The 25,177-nt window shown below is 63.6% G+C and carries 24 protein-coding genes; 18 read left to right on the top strand and 6 right to left on the bottom strand.

Annotated features, from left to right (window positions below):
• Nucleotides 1-4: 4 nt before the first annotated feature.
• A complete protein-coding gene (locus EIC84_RS17625) occupies nucleotides 5-664 on the top strand; it encodes an ABC transporter ATP-binding protein (RefSeq protein WP_003065547.1) in 660 nt (219 codons plus the stop codon).
• A 14-nt stretch (nucleotides 665-678) separates the two neighbouring features.
• Here the strand turns inward: EIC84_RS17625 and EIC84_RS17620 are convergent, their stop codons facing one another.
• Nucleotides 679-1,605 carry a PhzF family phenazine biosynthesis protein gene (locus tag EIC84_RS17620; RefSeq protein WP_080554139.1) on the bottom strand — a complete coding sequence of 309 codons (927 nt, stop codon included), beginning with the start codon at nucleotides 1,603-1,605 and terminating at the stop codon, nucleotides 679-681.
• Nucleotides 1,606-1,830: 225 nt separating this feature from the next.
• Nucleotides 1,831-3,012, bottom strand: coding sequence for a PLP-dependent aminotransferase family protein (locus EIC84_RS17615; protein ID WP_003065544.1), 1,182 nt, complete (start codon nucleotides 3,010-3,012; stop codon nucleotides 1,831-1,833).
• Between the two features lie 382 nt (nucleotides 3,013-3,394).
• On the opposite strand from EIC84_RS17615, the gene EIC84_RS17610 reads away from it, so the two are divergent.
• Entirely contained in the window at nucleotides 3,395-4,867 is a 1,473-nt protein-coding gene (locus EIC84_RS17610) for a PLP-dependent aminotransferase family protein (protein ID WP_003065541.1), read from the top strand.
• Nucleotides 4,868-5,042: 175 nt separating this feature from the next.
• On the opposite strand, the gene EIC84_RS26020 is transcribed toward EIC84_RS17610, so the two are convergent.
• The 4 genes from EIC84_RS26020 to flgA all read right to left on the bottom strand — a co-directional run bounded on the left by EIC84_RS26020 (nucleotide 5,043) and on the right by flgA (nucleotide 6,972).
• On the bottom strand, nucleotides 5,043-5,195 hold the full coding sequence (locus tag EIC84_RS26020) for a hypothetical protein (protein WP_003065539.1): 153 nt from the start codon (nucleotides 5,193-5,195) through the stop codon (nucleotides 5,043-5,045).
• A gap of 185 nt (nucleotides 5,196-5,380) precedes the next feature.
• Nucleotides 5,381-5,743, bottom strand: a complete 363-nt coding sequence (locus EIC84_RS17605; protein WP_003065537.1) for a hypothetical protein — start codon at nucleotides 5,741-5,743, stop codon at nucleotides 5,381-5,383.
• A 38-nt stretch (nucleotides 5,744-5,781) separates the two neighbouring features.
• Nucleotides 5,782-6,096 (bottom strand): flagellar biosynthesis anti-sigma factor FlgM, encoded by a 315-nt coding sequence (gene flgM, locus EIC84_RS17600; RefSeq protein ID WP_003065535.1) that lies wholly within the window; start codon nucleotides 6,094-6,096, stop codon nucleotides 5,782-5,784.
• A gap of 117 nt (nucleotides 6,097-6,213) precedes the next feature.
• The gene (gene flgA / locus EIC84_RS17595) at nucleotides 6,214-6,972 is read right to left on the bottom strand and encodes a flagellar basal body P-ring formation chaperone FlgA (RefSeq protein WP_003065533.1); all 759 of its coding nucleotides are present in this window, start codon (nucleotides 6,970-6,972) and stop codon (nucleotides 6,214-6,216) included.
• 203 nt (nucleotides 6,973-7,175) lie between these two features.
• Between flgA and flgB the strand changes: the two genes are divergently transcribed.
• The 16 genes from flgB to EIC84_RS17515 all read left to right on the top strand — a co-directional run bounded on the left by flgB (nucleotide 7,176) and on the right by EIC84_RS17515 (nucleotide 25,175).
• Entirely contained in the window at nucleotides 7,176-7,589 is a 414-nt protein-coding gene (gene flgB, locus EIC84_RS17590; protein WP_003065531.1) for a flagellar basal body rod protein FlgB, read from the top strand.
• A 16-nt stretch (nucleotides 7,590-7,605) separates the two neighbouring features.
• Nucleotides 7,606-8,010, top strand: a complete 405-nt coding sequence (gene flgC / locus EIC84_RS17585; RefSeq protein ID WP_003059205.1) for a flagellar basal body rod protein FlgC — start codon at nucleotides 7,606-7,608, stop codon at nucleotides 8,008-8,010.
• A gap of 16 nt (nucleotides 8,011-8,026) precedes the next feature.
• Nucleotides 8,027-8,689: a flagellar hook assembly protein FlgD gene (locus EIC84_RS17580; RefSeq protein WP_003065530.1), complete on the top strand. Its 663-nt coding sequence runs from the start codon at nucleotides 8,027-8,029 to the stop codon at nucleotides 8,687-8,689.
• A 14-nt stretch (nucleotides 8,690-8,703) separates the two neighbouring features.
• Nucleotides 8,704-9,972: a flagellar hook protein FlgE gene (flgE, locus tag EIC84_RS17575; RefSeq protein ID WP_003065528.1), complete on the top strand. Its 1,269-nt coding sequence runs from the start codon at nucleotides 8,704-8,706 to the stop codon at nucleotides 9,970-9,972.
• A gap of 154 nt (nucleotides 9,973-10,126) precedes the next feature.
• The gene (locus EIC84_RS17570; protein ID WP_134737334.1) at nucleotides 10,127-10,867 is read left to right on the top strand and encodes a flagellar basal body rod protein FlgF; all 741 of its coding nucleotides are present in this window, start codon (nucleotides 10,127-10,129) and stop codon (nucleotides 10,865-10,867) included.
• Nucleotides 10,868-10,885: 18 nt separating this feature from the next.
• Nucleotides 10,886-11,668 (top strand): flagellar basal-body rod protein FlgG, encoded by a 783-nt coding sequence (flgG, locus tag EIC84_RS17565; protein WP_003065524.1) that lies wholly within the window; start codon nucleotides 10,886-10,888, stop codon nucleotides 11,666-11,668.
• 170 nt (nucleotides 11,669-11,838) lie between these two features.
• Entirely contained in the window at nucleotides 11,839-12,546 is a 708-nt protein-coding gene (locus EIC84_RS17560; RefSeq protein ID WP_003065522.1) for a flagellar basal body L-ring protein FlgH, read from the top strand.
• A gap of 20 nt (nucleotides 12,547-12,566) precedes the next feature.
• Nucleotides 12,567-13,715, top strand: a complete 1,149-nt coding sequence (locus tag EIC84_RS17555) for a flagellar basal body P-ring protein FlgI (RefSeq protein ID WP_003065520.1) — start codon at nucleotides 12,567-12,569, stop codon at nucleotides 13,713-13,715.
• Nucleotides 13,712-14,740 carry a flagellar assembly peptidoglycan hydrolase FlgJ gene (gene flgJ / locus EIC84_RS17550; RefSeq protein ID WP_003065518.1) on the top strand — a complete coding sequence of 343 codons (1,029 nt, stop codon included), beginning with the start codon at nucleotides 13,712-13,714 and terminating at the stop codon, nucleotides 14,738-14,740. Before EIC84_RS17555 ends, flgJ begins: the two co-directional genes overlap by 4 nt.
• Nucleotides 14,737-16,683: a flagellar hook-associated protein FlgK gene (gene flgK, locus EIC84_RS17545; protein ID WP_003065517.1), complete on the top strand. Its 1,947-nt coding sequence runs from the start codon at nucleotides 14,737-14,739 to the stop codon at nucleotides 16,681-16,683. Before flgJ ends, flgK begins: the two co-directional genes overlap by 4 nt.
• A 22-nt stretch (nucleotides 16,684-16,705) precedes the next feature.
• Nucleotides 16,706-17,920, top strand: coding sequence for a flagellar hook-associated protein FlgL (gene flgL / locus EIC84_RS17540; RefSeq protein WP_003065515.1), 1,215 nt, complete (start codon nucleotides 16,706-16,708; stop codon nucleotides 17,918-17,920).
• A gap of 55 nt (nucleotides 17,921-17,975) precedes the next feature.
• Entirely contained in the window at nucleotides 17,976-19,244 is a 1,269-nt protein-coding gene (locus EIC84_RS17535) for an HDOD domain-containing protein (protein ID WP_034362093.1), read from the top strand.
• A gap of 184 nt (nucleotides 19,245-19,428) precedes the next feature.
• Entirely contained in the window at nucleotides 19,429-20,610 is a 1,182-nt protein-coding gene (flhB, locus tag EIC84_RS17530; protein WP_003065511.1) for a flagellar biosynthesis protein FlhB, read from the top strand.
• Nucleotides 20,610-22,712: a flagellar biosynthesis protein FlhA gene (gene flhA, locus EIC84_RS17525; RefSeq protein ID WP_003065509.1), complete on the top strand. Its 2,103-nt coding sequence runs from the start codon at nucleotides 20,610-20,612 to the stop codon at nucleotides 22,710-22,712. The genes flhB and flhA overlap by 1 nt, the downstream gene beginning before the upstream one ends.
• Nucleotides 22,709-24,325, top strand: a complete 1,617-nt coding sequence (flhF, locus tag EIC84_RS17520) for a flagellar biosynthesis protein FlhF (protein WP_003065507.1) — start codon at nucleotides 22,709-22,711, stop codon at nucleotides 24,323-24,325. Before flhA ends, flhF begins: the two co-directional genes overlap by 4 nt.
• Nucleotides 24,318-25,175, top strand: a complete 858-nt coding sequence (locus tag EIC84_RS17515) for a hypothetical protein (protein ID WP_003065503.1) — start codon at nucleotides 24,318-24,320, stop codon at nucleotides 25,173-25,175. Before flhF ends, EIC84_RS17515 begins: the two co-directional genes overlap by 8 nt.
• Nucleotides 25,176-25,177: the final 2 nt, after the last annotated feature.

Genomic DNA, 25,177 nt, shown 5'->3' with positions numbered 1-25,177 from the left:
TTGCATGACCGCCTCTCTACAAATTGCGCAGCTGCAACTGGGCTATGACACGCCCAAGGGCTTGCACACCGTGCTGCAGGGCTTTGATCTGCAGGTGCCTGCAGGTCATATCGCCAGCCTGCTGGGCCCTTCGGGCTGCGGCAAGACCTCCGTGCTGCGAGCGATTGCGGGTTTTGAGCCGGTGCGCGCGGGAAGCATTCATCTGGGCGAGGTATTGCTCTCCGGCCCCGGCACGCATCTGCCTCCCGAGCAGCGCCATGTGGGCATGATGTTTCAGGAATACGGCCTGTTCCCGCATTTGACGGCAGTGCAGAACGTGGGCTTCGGCCTGCGTCGCATGGGCAAGCCAGAGCGCGACAAACGTGTGCAGGAGCTGCTTGCCGTGGTGGGGCTGGCGAATTCAGGTAGCAAGTTCCCGCACGAGCTGTCCGGCGGTCAGCAGCAGCGTGTGGCGCTGGCCCGCGCCCTGGCGCCGTCCCCGGCCTTGCTGCTGCTCGATGAGCCATTTTCCAATCTCGATGCCGCCACGCGCGAGCGCCTGACGCTGGAGGTCCGCGATATTCTGCGGGCCACCGGGCAGACGGCGATTCTGGTCACGCACAACGCGCAGGAGGCCGAAACCATGGCCGACCAGATCTGCAGGATGACGCCGGCCCAGCTCTGAGCCGGCTCTGAGGTCTAAAGCAGGACGCGGCCTGATGTGACGGTCACGGTATGGCCGCCCACCCAGAGCTTGCCGTTGGCGGCGGTCTGGACATGAACCTGTCCGTCACGGCCCACGCATACGCCTTGTGCGGCGATATAGGGCGTCTGCAGCAGACCCTCGCCCGTCAGCCATTGGGCCAGTGCAGCATTCAGGCTGCCGGTGACAGGGTCTTCGCTGGCGGTCTCGCCTATCAGGGCGCGCACTTCAAGGCGTGGCTGGGCTGGGGTCACTTTTTCTTGAGCTGCTTCTTCCGCCTGCTTGGCAAAAGCGCGGGCCTCGCGGCTGGAGCGGCCAATCAGCGGGGCATCCTCTTCCACCTCATAAATGGCCGCCAGACCTGCTTTGGCCCCCAGCTTTTTGAGTGCTCCAAAGTCTGGCTCCACACTCAGAACCGTATCGGGGTGGTCGAGCAGCATTCCCAGCCAGGGCGAGCCGTTGTAGAGGCTACGCGCCATCAGCAATTGCTCACGCTGCAGGCCCAGGGCCTGCAGCACGGGTGCCAGCTCCTCTTCGGAAATCTCCTGGGAGTCGAGCGAAGGGGCTTCGAAAAACAGCGCACCTTGCGCATCGCAGCCAATGGCTACCAGGCCTTTTTGGCATTCCTGCAGTACCTGCTCGGGGTTGCGCGGCTGGCCGCCCTGGGCCAGCCAGGCATGGCAGCTGCCCAGCGTGGGGTGGCCGGCAAAAGCCAGCTCGCCCGCGGGCGTGAAGATGCGCAGCCGGTAGTCGGCGCCCGCAGCCAGCCCCTCGGGCGTGGGCTGCAGCACAAAAGTGGTTTCCGACAGATTGGTCCAGCGCGCAAAGGCCTGCATCTGGGCCTCGCTCAAGCCATCGGCGCCCAGCACCACGGCCACGGGGTTGCCGAGCAGCGCGGTGTGCGTGAACACGTCCACGGTCATATAGGGACGGGAGAGAGGGCTGGTATGTGCGCAGGCAGACATGGGCAGCGATTGTCGGCAAAAAGAAAAACCGGCGCAGAGCCGGTCGATGTGGCATTTCACATGCCATGGGGTATCAGAGACAGCGAGGAAGCGCCGCCGCGCACCGAGGCTGTCGTCCCCCTCCCGCATTGCGCAGCAAAGCGAGAGAGGGGGAAGGCGGGGCCGCCTAGGCGCGTCAGCGCCTCAGGGGGTGTTGCTGCGGATGGCGTCAGCCAGAGCAGCAATGCCAATATTTATCTGCTCGGCAGACACCGTCACATACGACAGGCGCAGCGTGTTGTTCTGTGCATCGCCGGCGTAGAAAGGCGCGCCGGGCACAAAAGCCATATTGCGCTCCACGGCCTTGGTCAGCAGGGCCTGGGCGTCCATGCCTGCAGGCAGCTTGACCCAGAGGAACATGCCGCCCACGGGACGTGTCCATTGCACGTCTAGGCCGGCCATCTCGCGCTCCAGGGCCATCAGCATCACATCGCGCTGAGCCTTGTACATGGCGCGGATGGTGGGCACATGGCGGTCCAGGAAGCCGTCCTTGATGACTTCGGCCACCACGCGCTGATTGAAGCTGGGGGTGTGCAGGTCGGCAGCTTGCTTGGCCTGGGTCAGCTTGCCGTAGACGGACTTGGGCGCGACGATGAAGCCGATGCGCAGGCCGGGGGCCAGCACCTTGGAGAACGAGCCCATGTAGATCACGCCCTCGGGGTTGCGTGCAGCCAGGGGCAGGGGAGGCTCCTGCTCGTACCACAGGTCGCCGTAGGGGTTGTCCTCGATCAGGGGAATATCCAGTTCCCTGGCCTTATCGACCAAAGCCTGGCGGCGCGCATCGCTCATGGTGCGGCCGGTGGGGTTCTGGAAGTTGGGCAGCACATAGGCCAGGCGGGCCTTGTCGGCGCCGCTGCCGATCTGCTTGGCAAAGTCTTCGATCAGCATGCCTTCGTCATCGCTGTCCACGCCCACGGCCACGGGCTCCATGGGAGTGAAGGCCTGCAGGGCGCCGAGGTAGGTGGGTTTTTCAACCAGCAGACGGCTGCCCTTGTCCAGGAACACCTTGCCGATCAGGTCCAGCGCCTGCTGGCTGCCGGTGGTGATCAGGATCTGCTCGGGATCGACGCTCCAGGGCAGGAAGTCGGCAATCGCCTGACGCAGCGGGGCAAAGCCCTCGGTGGTCGAGTACTGCAGGGCTGCGGCACCGTCGCGCTGCATCACGGTCTGGCAGGCTTCGGTGAACGCGTCCAGGGGGAAGGCCTTGGGGGAAGGCAGGCCGCCAGCCATGCTGATGATGCCGGGGCGGTCGGTCAGCTTGAGGATCTCGCGGATGGCGGAGGAATTCATCTTGGCAGCACGTTCTGCCAGCGTCCATGTTGTCATAAAACAGTACTCGATCTCTACGTTGCCAGCCCGGGCAGGGCTGGCCGGTGTGCATTCTCACGCCGTTGTCGGGCATGTGCCGGCCTGAGCTTGGGGCTCGGGATGCAATCGCTGCGGCGCACAAAGCGCTGCAACCATGCACCAGCAGGTGGGCTTATTGTGTCGCGGCCGGTTTGCCTGTGTGGGCTGGCGGGCAATTGCGACTGTTTGGTCTGCAGTCGGTGAGACTGCAGACCGTGACCATAGCCCTGTGTGGAGGGCGGCCAAGAGAGGTTGATGGACTCAATATACGCTTGAGACCATTACAGTACCTATACAGACAGTCTCACAATCATGGCTTCTGTATCGGTATTCGCTTCAATACAGTTCGCTGCACATCACCATGTCCATCTCCCTGTCCCGCCAGGCGGCCCTGACCCTGACCCAGCAGCTGGCCGAGCGTCTGGCCGAGCGCATACGCACAAGGCTGCTGCCCGCAGGTGCGCGACTGCCTTCGGTACGTGAATGCGCGCGTCAGCAGGGCGTGAGTCCGTACACGGTGGTGGCTGCCTACGACCTGCTGCAGGCCCAGGGGCTGGTCGAGGCCAGGCCGCAGCGCGGCTTTTATGTGCGCGATATTGTGCAAAATCCGCTTCAAATGCCGGAGAGTAAAGCGCAGATAGCTATCAATGCGGGAGCGGTCAATACCCCGGTAGGCATCCCGCCTGGCACGCGCATCAACGCCACCATGCTGATTCGAGGCATGTTTGTGGAGAGTGTGGCCGGCAAGCCCCAGCCCGGTGCCGGCGTGCTACCTGCCGAATGGCTGGATGCCGGCTTTCTGGTGGCCGCCATGCGCAAGGTCACAAGCGGGCAGGCGCTGCGCGAATCGTTGGTGCGCTATGGCGAGCCCATGGGCGACAGCCGGCTGCGCGAGGCGCTGGCGCGGCGCCTGCAGCGCATAGGCATTGCGGTGGGGACTGGCCAGATCATCACCACCCTGGGGGCGACCCAGGCGCTGGACATCGTGAGCCGAGCCCTGCTGCAGCCCGGCGATCCGGTGATGGTGGAGGAGCCGGGGTGGGCCGTGGAATATGCACGCCTGGCCGCCATGGGCATGCGCGTGCTGCCCGTGCCGCGCGGGCCCGAGGGGCCGGACATGGCGGTGATGCAGCGCTATTGCGAGACCATGGCCCCCAAGCTCTATGTGAGTGTCAGTGTGCTGCACAACCCCACGGGCTACAGCCTGAGCGCTGCCAGCGCCCATGAGGTGCTGCAGATGGCGCAGCGATACGGCTTCTATGTGGTGGAGGACGATAGCTACTGCCATATCGCTGCCGATCACGCTCCGCGCGTGACGGTGCTGGACCGCTTGCAGCGCAGCATCTACATCAGCGGCTTTGCCAAGGTGCTGGTGCCCAACTGGCGCCTGGGCTATCTGGCCGCGCCGCCCGATCTGGTCGAGAGACTGCTGGACACCAAGCTGCTGTCCACCCTGTCCACGCCGACCCCCATGGAGCAGGCCCTGGCCCTGTGCATGGAGCAAGGCCAGTTGCGCCGCCATGCCGAGCGGCTGCGCCAGCATCTGGCCCAGGCGCGCACGCGCAGCGTGGCGCTGGCCCAGGCCGCCGGCTGTCGGTTTGTGGCCGAGCCTGCTGGCATGTTCGGCTGGGTGGATACCGGCGTGGATACCGAGGTGCTGACCCAACTGCTGCTGGATCAGGGCTACATGATTGCCCCAGGTGCCATGTTCCATGCCAGCCGGGGCTCCAGCACCTGCATGCGCATCAACTTCGCGACCACACAGGATGCCGCCTTCTGGCGTGTCTTCGAGCGCGTGGTGGCCCAGATGCGGGCCCAGGCGCAGAAGTTGTAGAACGTGTTGACGATCTCCTCGCGCCGCAAACCCTCTGTCCCGCAGGGTTGGAGCGAAATCGGGCGATTTCTGCGCGCTGACTCTTGCTTGCACCCCGGTGCAAGCGGCGAGCCAACGCTTTGAACTCATCCCGATTGCACTCCAACGCGACTGCGTAGAGATCGCCAACACGTTCTTAACCCAGCTGGACGGAGCCCTGATGAATATGGCAGCTTGTGCGCTGCAGCAGCTCGCCAAAGGCGTCGGACATCGGATAGTCGAACTCCACGGGCCGCTGCCTGCCTATGGCATCGCCGTGCACCACGCCGCGGACCAGCCAGCTGACCATCTGTGTGTCATAGCTGGCTGTGCTGGGGCATCAAAGCCATAGACGCGGGCACAGCCATGGTTCATGGGGATGTCTGCGGCGCTGCGGTCAGGTGGCGGGCCACCGCTTAGCGGCCGGCGTGGTTGAGCGCGCCCAGAACATCTCGTGCCGGGTTGCCCCTGTTGCTTGGAGTTTCCGCGTCGAGCCTAGCTGGCTGCGTGATAGATGCGTGCGCGGCCAGTCTGCGATGCGCCGCGCAGACTGCTTTCATAGGTGCTGTCTTCGGCAGCAGGCACCAGGGCCTTGGTGCGGCGCTGGTTGAGCACGGAAAGCCGTGCCAGCTGGTCACGGACCAGGGAAATTTCGCGGTCCAGGTTCTGTGCGCGCTCGCGCAGTGCAGGCGTCCAGTCGTCTGCCGAGAAGCGTTTGACGAGCTGTGAGAACGCCACCATGGCGTCACGCAGGCGGGTGCTGGACTGTTCCAGCGCGGATGCGTCCGGTGACTGCAGCGATGCCGAAACGGTCTGAATCACCGCATCCAGCGAATCGAGCATTTCCTGCAAGGTCATCGGGTCAGCCTTTGTTCGGGAGTTCAGGCGCGGGCGCTTCAGCCGCGAGCGTGAACCAGGAATTCTTCGGTATTGGCCAGCAGCTTGTCTGCCACGGCCTCGGCGTTGACGCGGAAGCTGCCATTGGCAATGGCTTCGCGCATGGCCTTGACGCGATCAGCATCAAAGTCGGTATTGGTGCGGCTTTGGCTGTCCAGGGCGCGGGCCGAGGACGAAAAGGACACGGGCACGCCGGCGGCGCGCTCGGACAAGCCTTTGGTCGATTCTTCGGTGGCAACCGTGGTGGCGGATTTCGGGGCCTGCTTGGCGGCTGCAGCGGTCTGCTGCAGGTCCGGCTTATTGCCTATCTTCATGCTGGTTCTCCAATCGCCCTGTATCGGCGTAGGGCGCTGTAGCCTTGCTTTCGACAAGGGCGCGTAAAACTTGAGGAATATTTGGCATGGTTGATAAAGTGAGTGCGCACTCTCTCGTCATTGAACCAGAACCACGCCACTGGCATTGACCGTTCCTGTGACAAGGCGGCCATTATCCATGCGAACCCGTACCTGCTGTCCTTCTCCGGCTGCAGTCATTGCCTTGCCTGAGCCGGCAACGCTGAAGCCGCCGCCGTTGACCATCACCTGGACGGGCGATCCCGCCGTGAACAAGGCAGGCGGACGTACCATGTTCTGGCGCAGAGCCTGCCCCGACGTCAGCGGTCGCGCCGCGACCATGCCGATGAAATCCTGTGCATTGGCGAAGACGGGGGCGCTGTCCTCGGCCCAGTCCACTTCAGCGGGGGCTGCGTCCTCGGCGCTCAGCGTCTTGCCGGCCGGAATATTGCCCTGGGCCACCCAGGCTGGGCCATAGGCCCGCACGGTGATGGGCAGGAATACGTTCCAGGGCACGCTGCCCTGCACGCAGCGCAGGCCCAGCCGGGTGCGACCCCAGAGGCGACTGCCCGCAGGCAGATAGGGCTCGACCTTGGCGCAGGCTGCCAGGCGCAGGCGCGAGTCCAGCTGGCCCATCTGCACCTCCATGCGTAAAGCCATGCCATTGCCGGCCTGAACGGTCTCTGCCGATGGCTGGTGCAGAGCCGCATCGACAAAGCGCTGTCCGATCTGGCTGAGCTGCGCCGCGCCGTCCTGGGCCTGTGCGCCAGCTGTCAGCAGCAGCGCAGCGAGACCCCATGCTGCAGCCAGGCCTCGAGAGGGGCGAAGGCACAGAAACAGGGAAAAGCGGCCAGACATGCATCAATCCTTTGAAGTATCCGCAGTCACGAGGCTGCAGACGATGCTGGCAAATATAGGCGTGACATGGCTTGCGCAATGGCTTGAAGAGCCAGCGCAATACCGCTTTCTTCGCGCTTTAGTTTGCGCTGCCGATTTTCATAATCCTCGCATGCCGCAGTCCGTGGGCTCCGGCATCCCCGAATTCTGAAAGCGAGGCCGCAATGCTGAACAAAATGACTGAACGACTGGACTTCCAAAGCGAGGCGCTGCTCTTGCGCGCCGAGCGCCAGCGTGCCATTGCCAGCAATATTGCCAATGCCGACACCCCCGGCTATGTGGCGCGCGACTTCAACTTCCGTGAAGCCTTGATGGCCGCGACCAGCGGGCCCAAGCCCCTGACCCAGGCCAGCGTCACGACGGCAGGCCATATCCCGCTGCAGGCGCAGATGTCGGACGAGGCGCTCAAGGCCAAGCTTGGCTATTCGGTCAATTCCCAGCCCAGCCTGGATAACAACACCGTGGATCTGGATCGCGAGCGCGCCAATTTCGTCGACAACTCCGTGCGCTACGAAGCCACGCTGCGCTTCATCAACGGCCAGGCCAAGACCATGCTCAGCGCCATTCAAGGCCAGTAAGCCCAGGAGCTAAACCATGTCCATGTTTTCCATCTTCAATATCTCGGGCAGCGCGGTCAGCGCCCAGTCCCAGCGCCTGAACGTGGTGGCCTCCAATCTGGCCAACGTCGATGCCGTGGCCGGCCCCGATGGCAGCGTCTACAAGGCGCGCCAGGTCGTTTTTCAGACCGTGCCCATGGGCAACGACGGCAGCGCGGGCGTCAAGGTCAATGCCATCAGCGAGGACAACACGCCCGGCCGCCGCATCCACGACCCCAGCAATCCGCTGGCCGATGGCGAGGGCTATGTCACCCATTCCAACGTGAGCGCTGTGGACGAGATGGTGAACATGATCTCGGCCTCGCGCTCCTATCAGAACAACGTGGAAGTCATGAACACGGCCAAGACGCTGCTGCTCAAGACTCTGCAAATGGGCCAGTAAGCCCAGGAACACACACATGATCTACGGCGCAAGCAGCGTGGACGGCACCACGACCAACACCACCAGCAATACCAAGAATGCGGTGACCAACCCCAACGAGGCGCAGGACCGTTTCCTCAAGTTGCTGGTGGCCCAGCTCAACAACCAGGACCCCATGAATCCCATGGACAACGCGGAAATGACCTCGCAGATGGCGCAGATCAACACCGTGACCGGTATTCAGCAGCTGAACCAGACCATGGCCTCCATGTCCAGCCAGTTCACGGCCATGCAGGTGCTGCAGGGCACTTCCATGATCGGTCGTACGGTGCTGACCGAGGGCAATACCCTGGGCGTGGCGGCCGATGGCACGCATACCGCTGCCTTCGACCTGGAAAACCAGGCGGCCAGCGTCAAGATCCAGATCACCACGGCCAGCGGCGAGCTGGTGGACACCATCGACCTGGGTGCCGGTGCAGCTGGACGGAACTACTTCACCTGGGATGGCAAGGACAAATACAGCGGCGATGCCTCGCAATTGCGCTACAGCGTGGTTGCCACCAATGGCACGACCGCCGTGGCATCCACACCGCTGGCGCCGCATGCCGTGATTGCCACCAGCTCGGCCAATGGCTCTTTGTCGCTGGAGCTCGATAACGGCGACAGCGTGGCTTATTCCGGCGTCAAGGCCGTTTACTGATTGAGGAACACATCATGGGTTTTCAACAAGGTCTCTCCGGCTTGAACGCCGCCAGCAAGAATCTGGACGTCATCGGCCACAACATCGCCAACTCCAACACCACGGGCTTCAAGGCCTCGCGCGCTGACTTTGCCGAGATGGTCGCCAGCGCCATCGGCTCGGCCAGCGGCCAGAGCAGCGGCATTGGCGTCAACGTGGCCTCCGTGTCCCAGCAGTTCAGGCAAGGCTCCATCACTTCGACGGGCAACAACCTGGACATCGCCATCAACGGCAACGGCTTTTTCGTCGTCAAGCAAAGCGACGGCAGCATCGCCTACACGCGCGCCGGCAACTTCGGTCTGGACAAGGAGGGCAACCTCAAGACCGTGGACAACGACAATGTCATGGGCTATGTGGTGGACCCTTCGACCGGCAAGATCCAGTCGGGTGCCACGCCTGTGCCGATGAGCTTTCCCACAGGGCAGCCGATTCCCGCCAAGCAGACATCCAAGGTGAATGTGGAGCTGAATCTGGATGCACGCGCCACGGCGGCTGCCGGCGACGCTACAGCCACGCCTCCTGTCGCTGCCACGCCTCGTGCCACCTATGGCACCTCGCTGAATGTGTATGACACCCAGGGCACGGCGATCCCGGTCAATCTGTATTTCGAGAAAGACGCCACAGGCAACACCTGGAATGTCTTCAACTCGCTCGATGCCACGGCCACGCCCATCGGCAAGGCCGTGTTCGACGCGAGCGGCAAGCTCACCAGCGTCACCCCCAATGCACCGACCACAGGTTCGGGCACCACGTTGAACCTGAGCGTCAGCGGCGGCACGGCCAATCCCAACGGCCTGCAGCCCTTCGATGTCGCGTTCGATTTCGGCGGTCTGACCCAGTTCGGTACCAAGTTCGCCGTCAGCAGCCTAAAGCAGGACGGCTATACCTCGGGCGCACTGACGGGTATCAATGTGGGCCGCGACGGCTCCATCGTGGCCTCCTACTCCAACGGCGTCACGCGCACCGAAGGCCAGATCGCTCTGGCGGCCTTTACCAATACCCAGGGGCTGGGCTCCATCGGCAACAACAAATGGGTTGCCACCTCCGACTCCGGCCCTGCGCTCAATGGTTCGGCCCAGACCGGCACCTTCGGCTCGCTGCAGTCGGGCGCGCTGGAAGAGTCCAACGTGGACCTGACGGCCGAGCTGGTCAACATGATGACGGCGCAGCGCTCCTACCAGGCCAACGCCCAGACCATCAAGACGCAGGATCAGGTGTTCTCCACACTCGTGAACTTGCGCTGATCAACACAACCGTTTTAGTAACGCAATTGCTCTGAAATAGGGCGCGGCACCAAGCGAGAGACATCGAGCCAGGGCCGCCCCGCAGCGAGGATGTCGTCCCCCTCCCGAAGAGAGAGGGGGAAGGCGCGCAGCGACTCAGGGGGAGGAAAGCCGCATGGACAAAATTATTTATACGTCGATGACTGGGGCCAATGCGGCAGCCCAGCGTCAGGCCGTGCTGGCTCACAACCTGGCCAATGCGGGCACCAACGGCTTCAGGGCCGAGATGTCCACCTTCCGCTCGGTGCCGCTGCAGGGCACGGGAGCCGGCACTCGCGTGTTTGCGCTGGAGGCCACCTCTGGCTATCAGGACACTCCCGGCCCTGCCCAGCGCACCGGCCGTGCGCTGGACGCCATGGCCATGGGTCGCGCCTGGTTTGCCGTGCAGGGACTTGACGGCCAGGAAGCCTATACGCGCAACGGCGTGTTCGAGATCTCGCCCGAAGGGCAGCTGGTCAACAGCAACGGCCAGGCCGTGCTCTCCGACGGCGGTGCTCCCATCGACATCCCGCCCGAGTCCACGATCTCCCTGGGTTCGGACGGCACGCTGACCGCCAAGATGGGCAATCAGCTGCCCGTGGCCGTGGGGCGCGTCAAGCTGGTCACGCCGCCCGTCGATGAGCCGCTGGTGCGCGGCGATGACGGCTTTTTCCGCGCGGCGCAGGGCGATGCGCTGCCCAACGATGAAACAGCGCGCCTGTTGTCGGGCTCGATCGAGGGATCGAACGTCAACTCCGTCGAAACCATGGTCGGCATGATCGCGGCCTCGCGCCAGTTCGAGCAGCAGATGAAGTTGCTGCAGACCGCTGAAACCAACGATAAATCCGCCAGCTGGCTGCTGAGCTTGAACGGCTGATAGCCAAAGGAATACGTCATGATCAATTCGCTGTTCATTGCCAAGACCGGCATGGAAGCCCAGCAGACGCAGCTGGACGTGATTTCGCACAATCTGGCCAACGTCTCCACCACCGGCTACAAGCGCGCGAATGCGGTTTTCGAGGATCTGATCTATCAGAACCTGCGCCAGTCCGGCTCCCAGACGACCGAGCAAAATCAGCTGCCGACAGGCCTGCACCTGGGCCTGGGCGTGCGCACCGTGGCCACCAGCCGCAACTTTCTGCAGGGCAGCCTGCAGCAATCGAGCAATGCGCTGGATGTGGCCATCAACGGCAACGGCTTCTTCGAAGTCAATATGCCCGACGGCACGATTGCCTATACCCGCGACGGTTCGTTCGAGGTCGATGCCCAGGGCCAGCTGGTGACCTCCAGCGGCCTGCCCGTGGCCAACGGCATCACCATCCCGCAGGGTGCGACCAAGGTGTCGATCAGCCATGACGGCGTGGTCAGCGTCACCATGCCCGGCCAGGCTGCGCCGCAGCAGGTGGGCAATATCGCGATGAGCCAGTTCATCAATGCCGCAGGCCTGGAGCCCCGCGGCCAGAACCTCTACGTCGAGACCGCTTCCTCGGGCCAGCCCCAGCAGGGCACGCCCGGTACCAACGGTCTGGGCACGATTCAGCAGGGCTATCTGGAAGCATCGAATGTGAACGTGGTCCAGGAGCTGGTGACCATGATTCAGACGCAGCGCGCCTACGAAATGAATTCCAAGGCAATTCAGACCTCCGACCAGATGCTGGCCAAGCTGGCGCAGCTCTGATTGATCACCATGTATTGAGGAGCAGCCTGCGCTTGATGCCTATGGTTTTCAGATCAATTCATTGCTGAATTCCATTAGGGGAAAGCGCTGAAAGCTCTGATTTCAATAGCGTGCCTCGCGCACGCAAGGGCATAAGGGGCGAAGCGCCTGACTGCCAAGGACTTGCCGCCATGTTCAAAGCCATTGTTTCCCATTGCCCGCCGCTCTGCGCCCTCGCCGGGGCCCTGCTGGTGTCGGGCTGCGTCACGCTCAATCCGCCGCCGCCCGTGGACATGCCATCCACCGCACCTCCCGTGCTGCAGCCGCGCGAGCAGACGGCCCAGGCGCCCACAGGCAGCCTGTTCAATGCCAGTCGCTACCGTCCCATGTTCGAGGATCAGCGCGCCCGCATGGTGGGCGATTCGGTGACGGTGCAGATCGTCGAGCGCGTTTCGGCCAGCCAGAGCACGGACTCCAAGGTCGGGCGAGCCAACGAGCTGAGCACGGGCATCACCTCGCTGCCGCTGCTCAGGGGCGGCGCCGAGAAGACGGTGGCCGATGCGCTCACCCTGGGGGCCGAGAGCAAGAACGACTTCAAGGGCTCTGGGGCCACCAGCAGCAACAACACCTTCACGGGCTCGATTGCCACCACCGTGGTCGATGTGCTGCCCAACGGTCATCTGGTGATTGCCGGCGAGAAGCAGATCGGCGTCAATCACAACGTCGATGTGCTGCGTTTCACGGGCACGGTGGACCCGCGCTCGCTGCGTCCGGGCAGCACCGTGGCATCGACCCAGGTGGCCAATCTGCGCGTCGAGTCGCGCAGCCGTGGCCAGGCAGGTGAAGCCCAGTCAATTGGCTGGTTGTCCCGGTTCTTTTTGAACGTTATGCCGTTCTGATTCTTCCGAGAATGGGCAGTATGAAAGTACTGTCCACGCTCCTGTCACTGCGCCCTGCGCACACCGCCTTGCTGGTGGTCGCAGCCCTTGGCGCCAGCGGGCTCACCCTGCCTGCGCATGCCACACGCATCAAGGAGGTTGCCGCCATCCAGGGCGTGCGCAGCAACCAGTTGACAGGCTATGGTCTGGTGGTCGGCCTCGACGGCACGGGCGACCAGACCACGCAGATGCCCTACACCAAGCAGGCACTGGCCAATTACCTGGAGCAGATGGGCATCGCCCTGCCGGCCACGGGCAATGCGGCCCAGCTGCAGCTCAAGAATGTGGCGGCAGTGATCATCACGGCCGAGCTTCCGGCCTTTGCACAGCCCGGCCAGGCCATAGACATCAATGTCTCCTCCATGGGCAATGCCAAGTCGCTCAAGGGCGGCACGCTGGTGGCGACACCGCTGCGCGGCGCGGACGGCGAGATCTATGCCCTGGCCCAGGGCAATGTGGTGGTCGGCGGTGCCGGGGCTGCGGCCGGCGGCTCCAAGGTGCAGGTCAATCACCTGAACGCGGGCCGCGTGCCGCAGGGCGCACAGGTCGAGCGTGCAGTGCCCACTCCCGTCAACCAGGGCAACACGATCACGCTGGGCCTGAATCAGACCGACTTCCAGACCGCCGACAAGATGGTTCGCGCCATCAACCAGCGCATGGGCGCGGGCACGGCCATGGCATTGGACGGCCGCACGGTGCAGGTCAATGCCCCCATCGATCCGGGCTCACGCGTGCGCATGATCGCCGAGATCCAGGAGATGCCCATCGAGACCTCCAAGCCGGCGGCCAAGGTGGTCATCAATGCACGCACCGGCTCCATCGTGCTCAATCAGGCGGTGACCCTGGGCCCCTGCGCGATTGCGCACGGCAATCTGTCCATCACCATCAGCACCACGCCGGTCATCAGCCAGCCTGCACCGTTCTCGCAGGGGCAGACCGTGGTGGCGCAGAAGTCCGATATCCAGGTCAAGCAGGAGCCCGGCAAGGTCATCAACATGCCCAATTCGCCCCAGCTCACCGATGTGGTGCGGGCGCTGAACTCACTGGGCGCCACGCCCCAGGATCTGCTGGCCATCCTGCAGGCCATCAAGGCCGCGGGCGCCATGGACGCCGAGCTGGAGGTGATATGAGCACGTCATTGCCCCATTCTTCATCCCTGGCGGCCAGCAATGCTCTGGCTGTCGATGCACGTTCGCTCAATGCGCTCAAGACGGCTGCCGGCGAGAACAGCCCGCAGGCCGCACGCGAGACGGCCAAGCAGCTCGAGTCGCTGTTCATGCGCGAGATGATCAAGAGCATGCGCGAGGCGACCATGAAGTCCGGCCTGCTCGACAGCGCGCAGGGCAATCTCAGCACCGACCTGCTGGATCAGCAGCTCTCGGTGGCCATGGCGGGCCAGCCTGGCGGCCTCACCGATGCCATCAGCAAGCAGCTGGCGCGCAGCATGGGGGTCGACGCCGCCGAGGACGCCGAAATTGCCGTGCCTTCCACACTGAGCCTGAGCCGCAACGCCTGGCGCAATGTGGGCAGCAACGGCGCCTGGAGCGGCAGCCGCAGCCAGGCTGCGCAATCGATCAATGCCTATGCACCGGCTCCCAAGGGGCGCGACAACTTCGTGACGGCGCACACCGGCGCGGCCCAGCGCGTGGCCAGCGAGAGCGGCATCCCGGCCCACTACATGATCGGCCAGGCCGGACACGAGACGGGCTGGGGCAGGAGCGAGATCCGCAACAAGGACGGCAGCAACTCGTTCAACCTGTTCGGCATCAAGGCCGGTGGCAGCTGGACGGGCAAGGTCGCCGAAGTCACGACCACCGAATACATCAATGGCGCGCCCAAGAAGGTGACGGCCAAGTTCCGCGCCTATGACTCCTACGAGGAGTCCTTCCGCGACTACGCACGTCTGATTGGCAGCAATCCGCGCTACGAAAAAGCCATGGCCCAGACCGGCTCTGCCCAGGCCTATGCCAGCGAGCTGCAAAAGGCCGGCTACGCAACCGATCCGGCCTATGCGCAAAAGCTCAGTCGCGCCATTCAGAGCGTGGCCCAGGTCAGCGTCGCCAACGCCGGCAACAGCAGCGCCAATGTCGCAAGCCGTCTGGGCGTCAGCGCCCGTGCCGCCCAGATCAACAAGATCACCGAGAACCAGTCATGAGTCTTTTGAACGTGGGCGCACGCGCCCTGATGGCCAACCAGATCGCCCTGCAAACCACGGGGCACAACATTGCCAACGTCAACACCGCCGGCTATTCGCGCCAGAGCGTGGCCTTTCAGACCTCGGCGGGCCAGAACATCGGCAATGGCTATATCGGCAATGGCGCCGATGTGGCGACCATCTTGCGCAACTTCAGCGAGTTGCTCAACCGTCAGGCCACGGCGGCCACCGCCGCCAGTGCCGCAGACTCCGCGCGCTCGAACTCGCTCAACCAGCTGCAGGAAGTGTTCTCCGGCGGAACCAACGGCCTGGGCGCGGCCATCAACGACATGATGAATGCGTTTGCCGATGTCAGCAGCGCACCTACCGACTCTTCGGCACGCCAGGTGGTGCTGACGCGCATGAGCGAACTGGCCGCGCGCTTCCGCTCGGCTTCGGCCCAACTCGACGAGATGGACTACAGCACGCGCCAGCAGATGAGCAATGACGTGAATGTGGTCAACAGCCTGTCCGAACAGGTGGCGGCGCTCAACGGCCAGATCAGCCGCGCCATCGCCACGGGCCACACGCCCAATGACTTGCTCGATCAGCGCGACCAGCTGGTGCGTGACATCAACAAATACGTGCAGACCTCGCAGGTCGACGCCGGCGATGGCTCCATCAGCCTGTTCGTGGGCGGCAGCCAGCCGCTGGTGCTGGGGCAGAGCGCGGCCAAGCTCAGCCTGCAGGAGTCCACGCAGTACCCCGGCAGCGGCAAGATGAGCCTGTATTTCCAGCAGCAGGGCGGGCAGCCTGTGGAGCTGACTCCTGCCATGGCTGGTGGCGGCGAGATTGCCGGGCTGCTGCAGTTCCAGAACAACGACCTGAGCGAGGGGCGCAACCTGCTGGGGCGCATGGTGATCTCGATCGGCGATACGCTCAATACGCAGAACCAGCTGGGCCTTACCTTGTCGGGTCAGAAAGGCGGGGCGCTGTTCAATATTCCGATGACGACCACGGGCTCCACCACGGGTGCTCAATGGGTACAGCCCGATACGCCCACGGTCACGGTCAAGGACTCCAGCGCGCTCAAGGCTTCGGATTACAAGATCGTTTTCGGCAACGATGCGCCCAAGGGCAAGGTGGTGCGGCTGTCGGATGGCCAGACTACGGCCTTCAACGATCTGACGGATCTGCGTGGCATGACGATTGACGGTCTGCAGTTCGATCTCAAGAACGATGGCCAGGCAGGCCAGTCCGTGCTGTTCAGTCCTGTGGCATCGGCGGCGCACGATATTCAGACCATGGTGCATTCCGGCAACGATCTGGCGGTGGCCAATCCGGTGTCGGCCAAGATCAACTCGCTGGGCGATGCTGCCGTCCGCATGTCCAGCCTGAAGGTGGAAAAAGGCTTCGATGCCTCTACCTTCTCTGCGGGCACCACCCTGTCTTTCGCTCCCGATGGGGCGGGCGGCATGACCTATACCATCACGCCTGCCCCCAGTGGCGTTGCCGCGACGGGTGCCTATATCTCCGGGCAGGCCATCGAGCTGGCTCCGGGGCTCAAGGTGACGCTCACCGGCACGCCTGCGGTGGATGGTGCCACCAGCGATACCGTGAGCTTCGGTCCCAACAGCTTCTACAGCTCGGATACGGGCAATGCCAGCTCCTTTCTGTCGCTTCGCGACGCTGTGATCTTCGATGGCGCGACCACGCTCAGCGACGGCTTTTCCACCGCCATGGCGCAGATCGGCACGCGCACGCAAAGTGCTGCCTATGCGGCCAAGCTGTCAGACTCGATTGCCAAGAATCTGGAGGGCGATCGCACCGCAGTGTCCGGCGTCAATCTGGATGAAGAAGCCGCCAAGCTGCTGCAGTACCAGCAGTCCTACCAGGCCTCGGCCAAGATGCTGCAGGTGGCCCAGGGCATTTTTGACAGCGTGATCCAGGCCGTTGGCCGTTAACCCCTACAGCCGGAGAACAGGCATGAGCATCAACCGCATTGGCACGGCCAATATGTATGACAGCACCATCAACAACCTGGGCTCGCGTCAGAGCAGCCTGGTGGACCTGATGGAGAAGACCACGGCGGGCAAGCGCGTGCTGCGCGCCAGCGACGATCCCGTGGCCGCTGCGCAGGCCGAGCGTGCACGCACGCGCATCACCCGTTCCGAAAATGACCAGCGTGTGCTCGGTGCCCAGCGCGATGTGATTGCCCAGGGCGAGTCCGAGCTGGGCAAGGCTCATGGCGCATTGCAGGATTTTCGTGATCTGTTGATGCAGGCGGGCAACGGATCGTATGACCAGGTGGCGCGCGATGCGCTGGTCAAGCAGATGGAGAGCCTGCGTGACCAGGTTCTCGGTTATGCCAATGCCAAGGATTCCAACGGCCTGCCGATTTTTCGCGGGCTGGGCAGTCCCGATACCCCGCTGCAAAGCACGCCTCCGGGCTCGAGCAGCCAGCTCAACCCCGGGCAGAACACCGGCAGCGACAACGGCCTGCCCATCTCTCTGGATGGCCATGCGGCCTGGCTGAACGTGCCTACCGGCAACGGGGTGTTTGTGGTGAATGGCGCGGCCTCCAATTCCGGCAAGGCCTGGGCGGATGTGGGATCGGTCACCGACCCGAGCAAGGTCACAGGCGATAGTTACACGCTGGTATTCACCAAGGATCCGACTACCGGTGAGGTCAGCTACGAGATCAACTCCAGCTCGGCCACAGTGACCAACCCCGTGGTTCCGTCCACGCCCTACAAGGAAGGGCAGGCGATTACCGTCGGTGGTCAGCAGATCAGCATCAAGGGTACTCCGGCCGACGGCGACAGCTTCACCATGTCTCCAAGCACACGCACCGATATTTTCAGTGTGCTGGATCAGGCCATTGCCACGGTCAAGGGCGGCACGGGGGGATCGACCGCATTGCAGCAGGGTCTGGGGCGCGCCTTGAGCGAACTGGATTCGGGCATGAACCGGGTGCAGGCCATGCGCAGCTATGCTGGCGACCAGCTCAAACGTGCAGACGGCCTGGAGTCCGACATGAAGGATCAGGCACTGACACAGGAAGGAGCCCGTTCGCGTGCCGAAGATATCGATATGATCACTGCGCTGTCGCAAGTGGAGACTCAGAAGGTGGGCTTGCAGGCCGCCCTGCAGTCCTATGCACAGATGCAGAAGCTTTCGCTGTTCAACTACATCGGCTGATTCCGGCGAGCTCTTTCCGCCTTGATGTCCCGTCGTCTACCTGTCCAAATCCTCCATGACCCAGTCTGCCCTCAGCTCTTTGACTCTTGGTTATCGGCCGCTCTGGGGACGTACGCGACGCCTGGCAGGGATTCAGCTTTATGTGCACGAGGACTCGGGCTCCTGTGCCGACATGGCGCATTTCCTGCGCACGGTGGATGAGATCTGGAGCCGTCAGGCCCCGCCGCTCTTGATATCGCCGCAGTCCCGCCAGGTTCTGTGCAATCTTCTTGAACATGCACCTCAGGGCAGTCCCTGGATCGAGGTGCGCGGCGACTGGCTGCAGCAGGATGAAGGTATCTACGAGCTGGTGCAGAAGGCCAAGGCACGCGGGCTGATGCTGGTCTGGGGCGGATCGCTGGCCGATGTGCCAGATGCAGATGCTGCTCGCTGCTTTGCCAGCAGCCTGCTGAGCCTGCCGCCGGAAGGTGTCGCTGGATTGCCCAATGCCGTGCGCTCCGGCCAGCCGGCCAAGGATGCGGACAAGGAGACTGCCTCGGGCTTTTTTGCCACTCAGCCCCTGAATCTGCTGGACGGCCAGATGTACCAGAGCCTGCAGAGCCTGGAGCTGGCGCGCTCCTGTCTCGACGAGCATGAAGCGGCCGCCGTGGCCGGCTGGCCCGTGGCAGACACCATGCAGGCCTTTCGGCTGCAGCAGCCCCAGCCCTCGCGCGATGCGCTCTTCAGGCTCATGAAAGCCATCGACAAGGAACAGTCCCTGGATGTGATGGAGGAGATCCTGGGCTCGGACCCGGTGCTGGCCTATCGCTTTTTGCTCTATACCAACTCGGCCGCACTGGGCCTGCGTCGCGGCGTGGACTCGCTGCGCCGCGGGCTGGTGATGCTGGGGCTGGGTACGCTGGAGCGCTGGCTGGCCGACCAACTGCCCCATGCCTGTACTGAACAGGACCTGGTGCCTCTGCGCACGCAGGTCGTGCTGCGCGCCAGGCTGGCCGAGCAACTGATCGAGGCCGGGGTGAGCCTGGACCTGCAGCGCGAGATGTATCTGTGCAGCCTGTTCTCGCAGCTGGATTTGCTGCTGCATGAGCCGGTGGCCACCATCTTGCGACGCACGCCGCTGAACGAGCGCATTTTCGATGCCATCGTCACGCGCTCCGGTCCTTATGCGGCCGTGCTGCAGATGAGCCAGGCTCTGGAGAGCCGTGACCCGGCCCCCATCCGGCAACTGCGCGAGCAGGAGGAGTGGGAGGCCGAAGACCTCAACCGGATGCTGCTGCGCATGCTCAGTGAACTCAAGCTGGGCATGCCGCAAGCTCAGACCTGATTGTCCGGGTGAAAATTCGCTAAGAAAAGGCTTTATCGCCTGACAGGAAAGCGCAGGCTGCTATCAAATTGCTGAATGTGCTGTGCGGCCGAGTCGTGCATAAGCAGGGCTTGGCTGCCGCTTATCCGCGCATTGCCAGGGCGCCGGATTCGGACAATTGGGATATCCAATCCGTCCGTGCGCCATGTCCGAATCCCAAGACAAAAACCTGCCCGCCACCGAACGCAAGCTGCAGAAGACGCGTGAAGACGGCCAGGGTGCGCGCTCGCGCGATCTGTCGCATCTGGCCATTCTGGGTACGGGCGCATTGCTGATGCTGATGGGCACGCAGCCCATGATCAATCATCTGCGCGAGGCCATGGCCCGGCAACTGGTGTTCAACGCTGCGGCGGCCAAGACTCCGGCGCTGATGCTGGAGCGCTTTCAGTCCATGCTGGTGCTGGGTCTGGGCATTGCCGTGATTTTTGCCCTGGTGACCACCACGGCCTCGGTGCTGTCCGGCGTGGCTGCCGGTGGCTGGATCTTCAGCTTCAAGCCCATTCAGCCGCGCTTTGGCAAGCTCAACCCCTTGTCGGGTCTCAAGAATCTGTTTTCCAAGCAGCAACTGACCACGGTGGTCAAGATGGTGTTCATGACCATCGTGCTGGGCTTTGTAGCCTGGAAGTACATGAGCGCCAATATTGCCGAGATTGCGTCGGTTTCGGCCCAGCCATCGCCCATGGCGCTTGCCATGGTCGGCTCCTGGCTGACCACGGGCATCACCTTGCTGCTGATCGTGGTGCTGCTGGTGGCCCTGATCGACGTGCCGCTGCAGGACTTTCTCTTCAAGTCGCGCCTCAAGATGAGTCATGAGGAGGTCAAGCAGGAGCACAAGGAGTCCGAAGGCAATCCGCAACTCAAGGGCAAGATCCGCCAGAAACAGCGCGAGATTGCGGACCGGGCCAGCGTCTCGGCCGTGCCGAAAGCTGACTTTGTAGTCACCAATCCCACCCACTATGCCGTGGCGCTGCGCTATGACGACGCCTCCATGGCCGCTCCCCAGGTCATTGCCAAGGGCACGGATCTGGTGGCGCTCAAGATTCGTGAAATCGCGGGCGCGCACCAGATACCGGTGCTGGAGTCGCCCATGCTGGCGCGTGCACTCTATGCGCATGCCGATCTGGATCAGGCCATCCCTGCCGCGCTCTACACCGCTGTGGCCCAGGTGCTGGCCTATGTCTATCGTCTCAAGGCTGCCCTGAGCGGCCAGGGTCCCATGCCCGATGCCCTGGGAGAGCCCCCCGTGCCCGTGGAGCTGGATCCGCACCGTGGCCGTACCCAGCCTGCGGCGGTCGATGCTGCTGCGCAGCAAGAAGGTAATCTGTGATGTCGTCGAATCCTCTGCAACTGTTCCAGAAGTGGTCTGGCTCCAACGCCGGTGCCCTGCAAGGGATGACTGCTCCCATTCTGGTGGTGGCCATTCTGGGCCTGATGGTGCTGCCCGTGCCGCCCTGGCTGCTGGACACCTTCTTCACCCTCAACATTGCCGTGGCGCTGATGGTGATGATGGTGGCGGCCTACATGATCAAGCCGCTGGACTTCGCGGCCTTCCCTTCGGTGCTGCTGCTGACCACGCTAATGCGTCTGTCGCTCAACGTGGCATCGACGCGCGTGGTGCTGATGGAGGGCCACACCGGCCCCGGCGCCGCGGGCGCGGTGATCGAGGCCTTCGGTCACTTCCTGATCGGCGGCAACTTTGCCGTGGGTCTGATCGTGTTCAGCATTCTGGTGGTCATCAACTTCGTGGTGATTACCAAGGGCGCCGAGCGCATTGCCGAAGTCTCGGCCCGCTTCACGCTGGACGCAATGCCCGGCAAGCAGATGGCCGTGGACGCCGATCTGAATGCCGGTCTGATCGACGAGAAGGAGGCCAAGCGCCGCCGTGCCGAAGTGGGCGAGGAAGCCAATTTCTTCGGCTCCATGGACGGTGCCAGCAAGTTTGTGCGTGGCGACGCGATTGCCGGCATTTTGATCCTGGTGATCAACGTCATCGGCGGCCTGATCATCGGCATGGCCCAGCACGGCCTGTCCGCGGGTCAGGCGGCCGACAGCTACATCCTGCTGGCCGTGGGTGACGCGCTGGTAGCGCAGATTCCAGGCCTGCTGATCTCGGTGGCCTCGGCCATGGTGATCTCGCGCGTGGGCAAGGAATCCGACATGGGCCGCCAGATCGTGCAGCAGCTGTTCATGTCGCCCAAGGTGCTGGGTATCACTGCCGGCGTGATGATCTTGCTGGGTCTGATTCCCGGCATGCCGCATCTGGTGTTCATCAGCATGGGGGCCTTGCTGGGCTGGGGTGCCTGGGTGCTGGACAAGAGGGAAAAAGCCCGTCTGGCCGCCCAAAGCAGTGCCCCGGCGCCCCAGCAGCAGGCTGCGCAAAATGATGGCGAAGCGACCTGGGATGATCTGCAGCCGGTGGACTTGCTGGGTCTGGAGCTGGGCTATCGCCTGATCGCGCTGGTGGACAAGAGCCGCCAGGGCGACCTGCTGACGCGTATCAAGGGCGTGCGCCGCAAGTTTGCGCAGGAGGTCGGCTTTCTGCCGCCGGCCGTGCATGTGCGCGACAACCTGGAACTCAAGCCCAGCGCCTATCGCATGACGCTGCGCGGCGTCATGGTGGGCGAGGGCGAAGCCTTCCCCGGCATGTTCCTGGCCATCAACCCCGGCGGCATCACCACGCCGCTGATCGGCACGGCCACGACGGATCCGGCCTTTGGTCTGCCCGCGCACTGGATCGACGAGCGGCAAAAGGAAGCGGCACAAATGGCCGGTTTTACCGTCGTTGATTCGGAAACCGTGATGGCGACGCATTTGTCACACTTGATGCAAGTGCACGCGGCCAAGCTGTTGTCTCGTACCGAGACGCAGCAGCTCGTTGACCATGTGGCCAAGCTGGCCCCCAAACTCATCGAAGAAGTCATCCCGAAAATGGTGCCCATCACAACGTTCCAGAAAGTGCTCCAGCTGCTGCTGGAGGACTCTGTGCACATTCGTGATATCCGCACCATCATCGAGACGCTGGCCGAAAATGCCACGCAGACGACCGACCCGGTGGAGCTGGCGCGTCGCGTGCGCATTGCACTGTCGCCTGCCATCGTGCAGCAGATCTACGGTCCGACCCGCGAGCTCAATGTGATTGCCATCGAGCCCGGCCTGGAGCGTCTGCTGGTGCAGGCACTGTCGAACCCCAATGCGCCATCGCTGGACCCCGGCGTGGCTGAAATCCTCACACAAAAAGCGGTCGATGTGGCCAACCAACAGGAAGAGCTGGGCCTGCCCGCCTGCCTGCTGGTGCCGGACGCGATCCGCAACTCTCTTGCCAAGCTGCTGCGTCGTGTGGCGCCGCGTCTGCAGGTGCTCGCGCACAGCGAGATTCCCGAGACGCACACCATCCGCATCGGCCCGATTCTTAAAGGCGCAACCGCATGAATATCAAACGCTTTTACGCCCCGACCGCCCGCGAGGCCCTGGCCAAGGCGCGCATGGTTTTTGGCGACGGCACCCTGATTCTCTCCAACCGCCAGACGCCGGACGGAGTGGAAGTCATGGCCACGGCCGAAGAGACACTGCAGGACATGGATGCCGGCATGCAGGCCGGTTCGCCCCTGCAAAAGGCGCTGGAGCGCCGCGCCAGCGACGAAGGCATGGGCAGCCTGCGCAAGGAGCATTCGCCCCTGGCTCCCGCTGCTGCCAGGCGCAGCCAGGGCGGTGAAGCCATGAGTACGCTGGAGCATGTGCAGGCGCGCCAGACGGCCAAGGAAGAGCAGGCTCGCGAGCAGCAGGTTCAGGCCAAGCCCGTCAAGGCCATCAATGAGCTGGCCCGGCATTCCGTGCAGGACGATGTGGAACAGCTGTCCATGAGCACGCTGACCTTCCAGGACTATGTGCGCGAACGCATGCTGCGCCGTCGCCATGAGTCGTCGCTGGACAGCAGCGAAGCTCTGCCCACTTTTGCCCAGCGCGTGCAAGAGCGCAATAACGAGCGCCCCGCCATGGCAGCCAAGTCTCAGGCGGTCAGCGCCGCGGTGTCTCGCCACAATCCTCTGCGTCCCGAGAAGATTCAGCTCAAGGAAAGCGCCAGGCCCGCGGCCGTCGCTGCCCCACAGAACTTCATGCAGGAGATGCAGTCCATGAAGGATCTGATCGAGGAGCGCTTCAACACGCTGACCTGGCTGGGCCAGACGCGTCAGAACCCGATCCAGTCCAGCCTGATGCACAAGCTCATCCGTGCCGGATACTCGCCCGCACTTGCACGTGCGCTGATCGAGAAGCTGCCGGAGACGCTCTCCGCTGGCGACGCCGTGCGCTGGCTGATGCAGGTGCTGGAGCGCAATCTGCGCACCGATGCCGCCCAGCCCGCCATCTACGAGCAAGGCGGAGTGTTTGCCCTGGTCGGCGCGACCGGTGTGGGCAAGACCACGACCACGGCCAAGCTGGCGGCGCTGTGCGCGGCCAAGCATGGTCCTGCCTCCGTGGGCCTGATCACGCTGGATACCTATCGCATCGGTGGTCATGACCAGCTGCGCACCTATGCCCGCATGCTGGGCATGGTGGCCCATCAGGCTCATGACAAGGCCGCGTTGCAGGACCTGCTGGGTCTGCTGCAAAGCAAGAAGATGGTGCTGATCGACACGACCGGCGTGGCTCCGCGTGATCCGCGCAAGGACGAGATCATGGATGTGTTGGCCATTGAGGGCGTTCAGCAGTTGCTGGCCGTCAATGCGGCCGCACAGGGCGATGCGCAGGACGATGTCATGCAGGCCTTCAAGGCGCGCGGCTCGCAGCATGCCATCCTCACCAAGGTCGATGAAGCCGTGAAGGTCGGTCCCTCGGTGGATACGCTGATTCGTCATCAGATCCAGCTATGCGGCGTGACCAATGGTCAGCGCGTGCCCGAAGACTTCGAGCGCGCCAATGCGCAGTTGCTGGTCTCGGCCTCCATGCGCTCGGCTGCCAAATCGGCGTTTGATCCGCAGTCGCTGGATCTGGACTTCTTCTTTACCCCTTCGTCCGCCAGCGGCGCAGAGGCTGCCCATGCTTGAGCGCCGCTCGCCCCTGCATCAGGGCATGGCTCTGCATATGAGCGATGCCAGCACCGCCGGCTTGCGCGTGCTGGCCGTGCTGCACAGCGCATCCGGTGCCGCTGCCGAGCAGGCCGTGCTGTGGCCGCTGTGCGCCCAGCTGCAGCGCCTGGGCCAGAAGGTGCTGGTGCTTGATGGCAGCCAGGCCGAATCCTTTCACATGCCAGGTCTTGCCCAGCTGCTGGCGCAGCATGCCTGGCAGGCCCAGGCGGGACTGCGCGCAAGCGTCGGCGATGCCCAGTCGGTGGCCAGCTTGCCGGCGCGGCAGGGTCTCAAGCAGCTCAAGGCTTCGGCCGACGAGATGGGGCTGAACATGCTGACGGCCCTGCAAGCCTATGTGCGCGGCTACACCACCGTGATCATCTATGCGAGCAGCGAAACTTTGACACCGCTGCTGCAAGGTCAGGGCCTGCAGCCGCTGCTGGTCGTGCAGCCCGATTCCGAGCACTTGGTAGAAAGCTACCGCCAGCTCAAGCATCTGGCCGTGTTTGCCGGCGTTGAATGCACGATTGCAGCGCTGGAAGCGCCGCTGACGGCAGACGGCCCGCAGAAATACGACTGGAGCCGCAAGCAGAGCAGCTCGCAGACAGCCAAGCAAAACGCTCAGACACGCTTGCAGCGTCTGAATGCGCTGCTACAGTGTTCGCAGCGCCACCTGGGCGATGCCCCGGTGCTCATGCGCCTGCGCTGGCGCCAGGCCAGCGATCTGCATCAGCTCACGCTGCACATGCTCAAGACGGCCTGTATTCTGCCCATGCATGCTCAGCCCACGGCGGCTGCCGCACCTGAATCTCTCGTCTGGAGCCATTGACT

The sequence above is a fragment of the Comamonas sp. A23 genome (genome assembly GCF_004522605.1).
Classification (GTDB): domain Bacteria; phylum Pseudomonadota; class Gammaproteobacteria; order Burkholderiales; family Burkholderiaceae_C; genus Comamonas; species Comamonas thiooxydans.
The sequence above is the reverse complement of the archived record's forward strand: the minus strand, read 5'-3'. Positions and strand labels throughout refer to the sequence as shown.

Excerpts from the sequence above, each read along its gene's own strand:
- EIC84_RS17625 (WP_003065547.1), top strand. The coding sequence starts at position 5 with ATGACCGCCTCTCTACAAATTGCGCAGCTGCAACTGGGCTATGACACG.
- EIC84_RS17620 (WP_080554139.1), bottom strand. The coding sequence starts at position 1,605 with ATGACCGTGGACGTGTTCACGCACACCGCGCTGCTCGGCAACCCCGTG.
- EIC84_RS17615 (WP_003065544.1), bottom strand. The coding sequence starts at position 3,012 with ATGACAACATGGACGCTGGCAGAACGTGCTGCCAAGATGAATTCCTCC.
- EIC84_RS17610 (WP_003065541.1), top strand. The coding sequence starts at position 3,395 with ATGTCCATCTCCCTGTCCCGCCAGGCGGCCCTGACCCTGACCCAGCAG.
- EIC84_RS26020 (WP_003065539.1), bottom strand. The coding sequence starts at position 5,195 with ATGGTCAGCTGGCTGGTCCGCGGCGTGGTGCACGGCGATGCCATAGGC.
- EIC84_RS17605 (WP_003065537.1), bottom strand. The coding sequence starts at position 5,743 with ATGACCTTGCAGGAAATGCTCGATTCGCTGGATGCGGTGATTCAGACC.
- flgM (WP_003065535.1), bottom strand. The coding sequence starts at position 6,096 with ATGAAGATAGGCAATAAGCCGGACCTGCAGCAGACCGCTGCAGCCGCC.
- flgA (WP_003065533.1), bottom strand. The coding sequence starts at position 6,972 with ATGTCTGGCCGCTTTTCCCTGTTTCTGTGCCTTCGCCCCTCTCGAGGC.
- flgB (WP_003065531.1), top strand. The coding sequence starts at position 7,176 with ATGCTGAACAAAATGACTGAACGACTGGACTTCCAAAGCGAGGCGCTG.
- flgC (WP_003059205.1), top strand. The coding sequence starts at position 7,606 with ATGTCCATGTTTTCCATCTTCAATATCTCGGGCAGCGCGGTCAGCGCC.
- EIC84_RS17580 (WP_003065530.1), top strand. The coding sequence starts at position 8,027 with ATGATCTACGGCGCAAGCAGCGTGGACGGCACCACGACCAACACCACC.
- flgE (WP_003065528.1), top strand. The coding sequence starts at position 8,704 with ATGGGTTTTCAACAAGGTCTCTCCGGCTTGAACGCCGCCAGCAAGAAT.
- EIC84_RS17570 (WP_134737334.1), top strand. The coding sequence starts at position 10,127 with ATGGACAAAATTATTTATACGTCGATGACTGGGGCCAATGCGGCAGCC.
- flgG (WP_003065524.1), top strand. The coding sequence starts at position 10,886 with ATGATCAATTCGCTGTTCATTGCCAAGACCGGCATGGAAGCCCAGCAG.
- EIC84_RS17560 (WP_003065522.1), top strand. The coding sequence starts at position 11,839 with ATGTTCAAAGCCATTGTTTCCCATTGCCCGCCGCTCTGCGCCCTCGCC.
- EIC84_RS17555 (WP_003065520.1), top strand. The coding sequence starts at position 12,567 with ATGAAAGTACTGTCCACGCTCCTGTCACTGCGCCCTGCGCACACCGCC.
- flgJ (WP_003065518.1), top strand. The coding sequence starts at position 13,712 with ATGAGCACGTCATTGCCCCATTCTTCATCCCTGGCGGCCAGCAATGCT.
- flgK (WP_003065517.1), top strand. The coding sequence starts at position 14,737 with ATGAGTCTTTTGAACGTGGGCGCACGCGCCCTGATGGCCAACCAGATC.
- flgL (WP_003065515.1), top strand. The coding sequence starts at position 16,706 with ATGAGCATCAACCGCATTGGCACGGCCAATATGTATGACAGCACCATC.
- EIC84_RS17535 (WP_034362093.1), top strand. The coding sequence starts at position 17,976 with ATGACCCAGTCTGCCCTCAGCTCTTTGACTCTTGGTTATCGGCCGCTC.
- flhB (WP_003065511.1), top strand. The coding sequence starts at position 19,429 with ATGTCCGAATCCCAAGACAAAAACCTGCCCGCCACCGAACGCAAGCTG.
- flhA (WP_003065509.1), top strand. The coding sequence starts at position 20,610 with ATGTCGTCGAATCCTCTGCAACTGTTCCAGAAGTGGTCTGGCTCCAAC.
- flhF (WP_003065507.1), top strand. The coding sequence starts at position 22,709 with ATGAATATCAAACGCTTTTACGCCCCGACCGCCCGCGAGGCCCTGGCC.
- EIC84_RS17515 (WP_003065503.1), top strand. The coding sequence starts at position 24,318 with ATGCTTGAGCGCCGCTCGCCCCTGCATCAGGGCATGGCTCTGCATATG.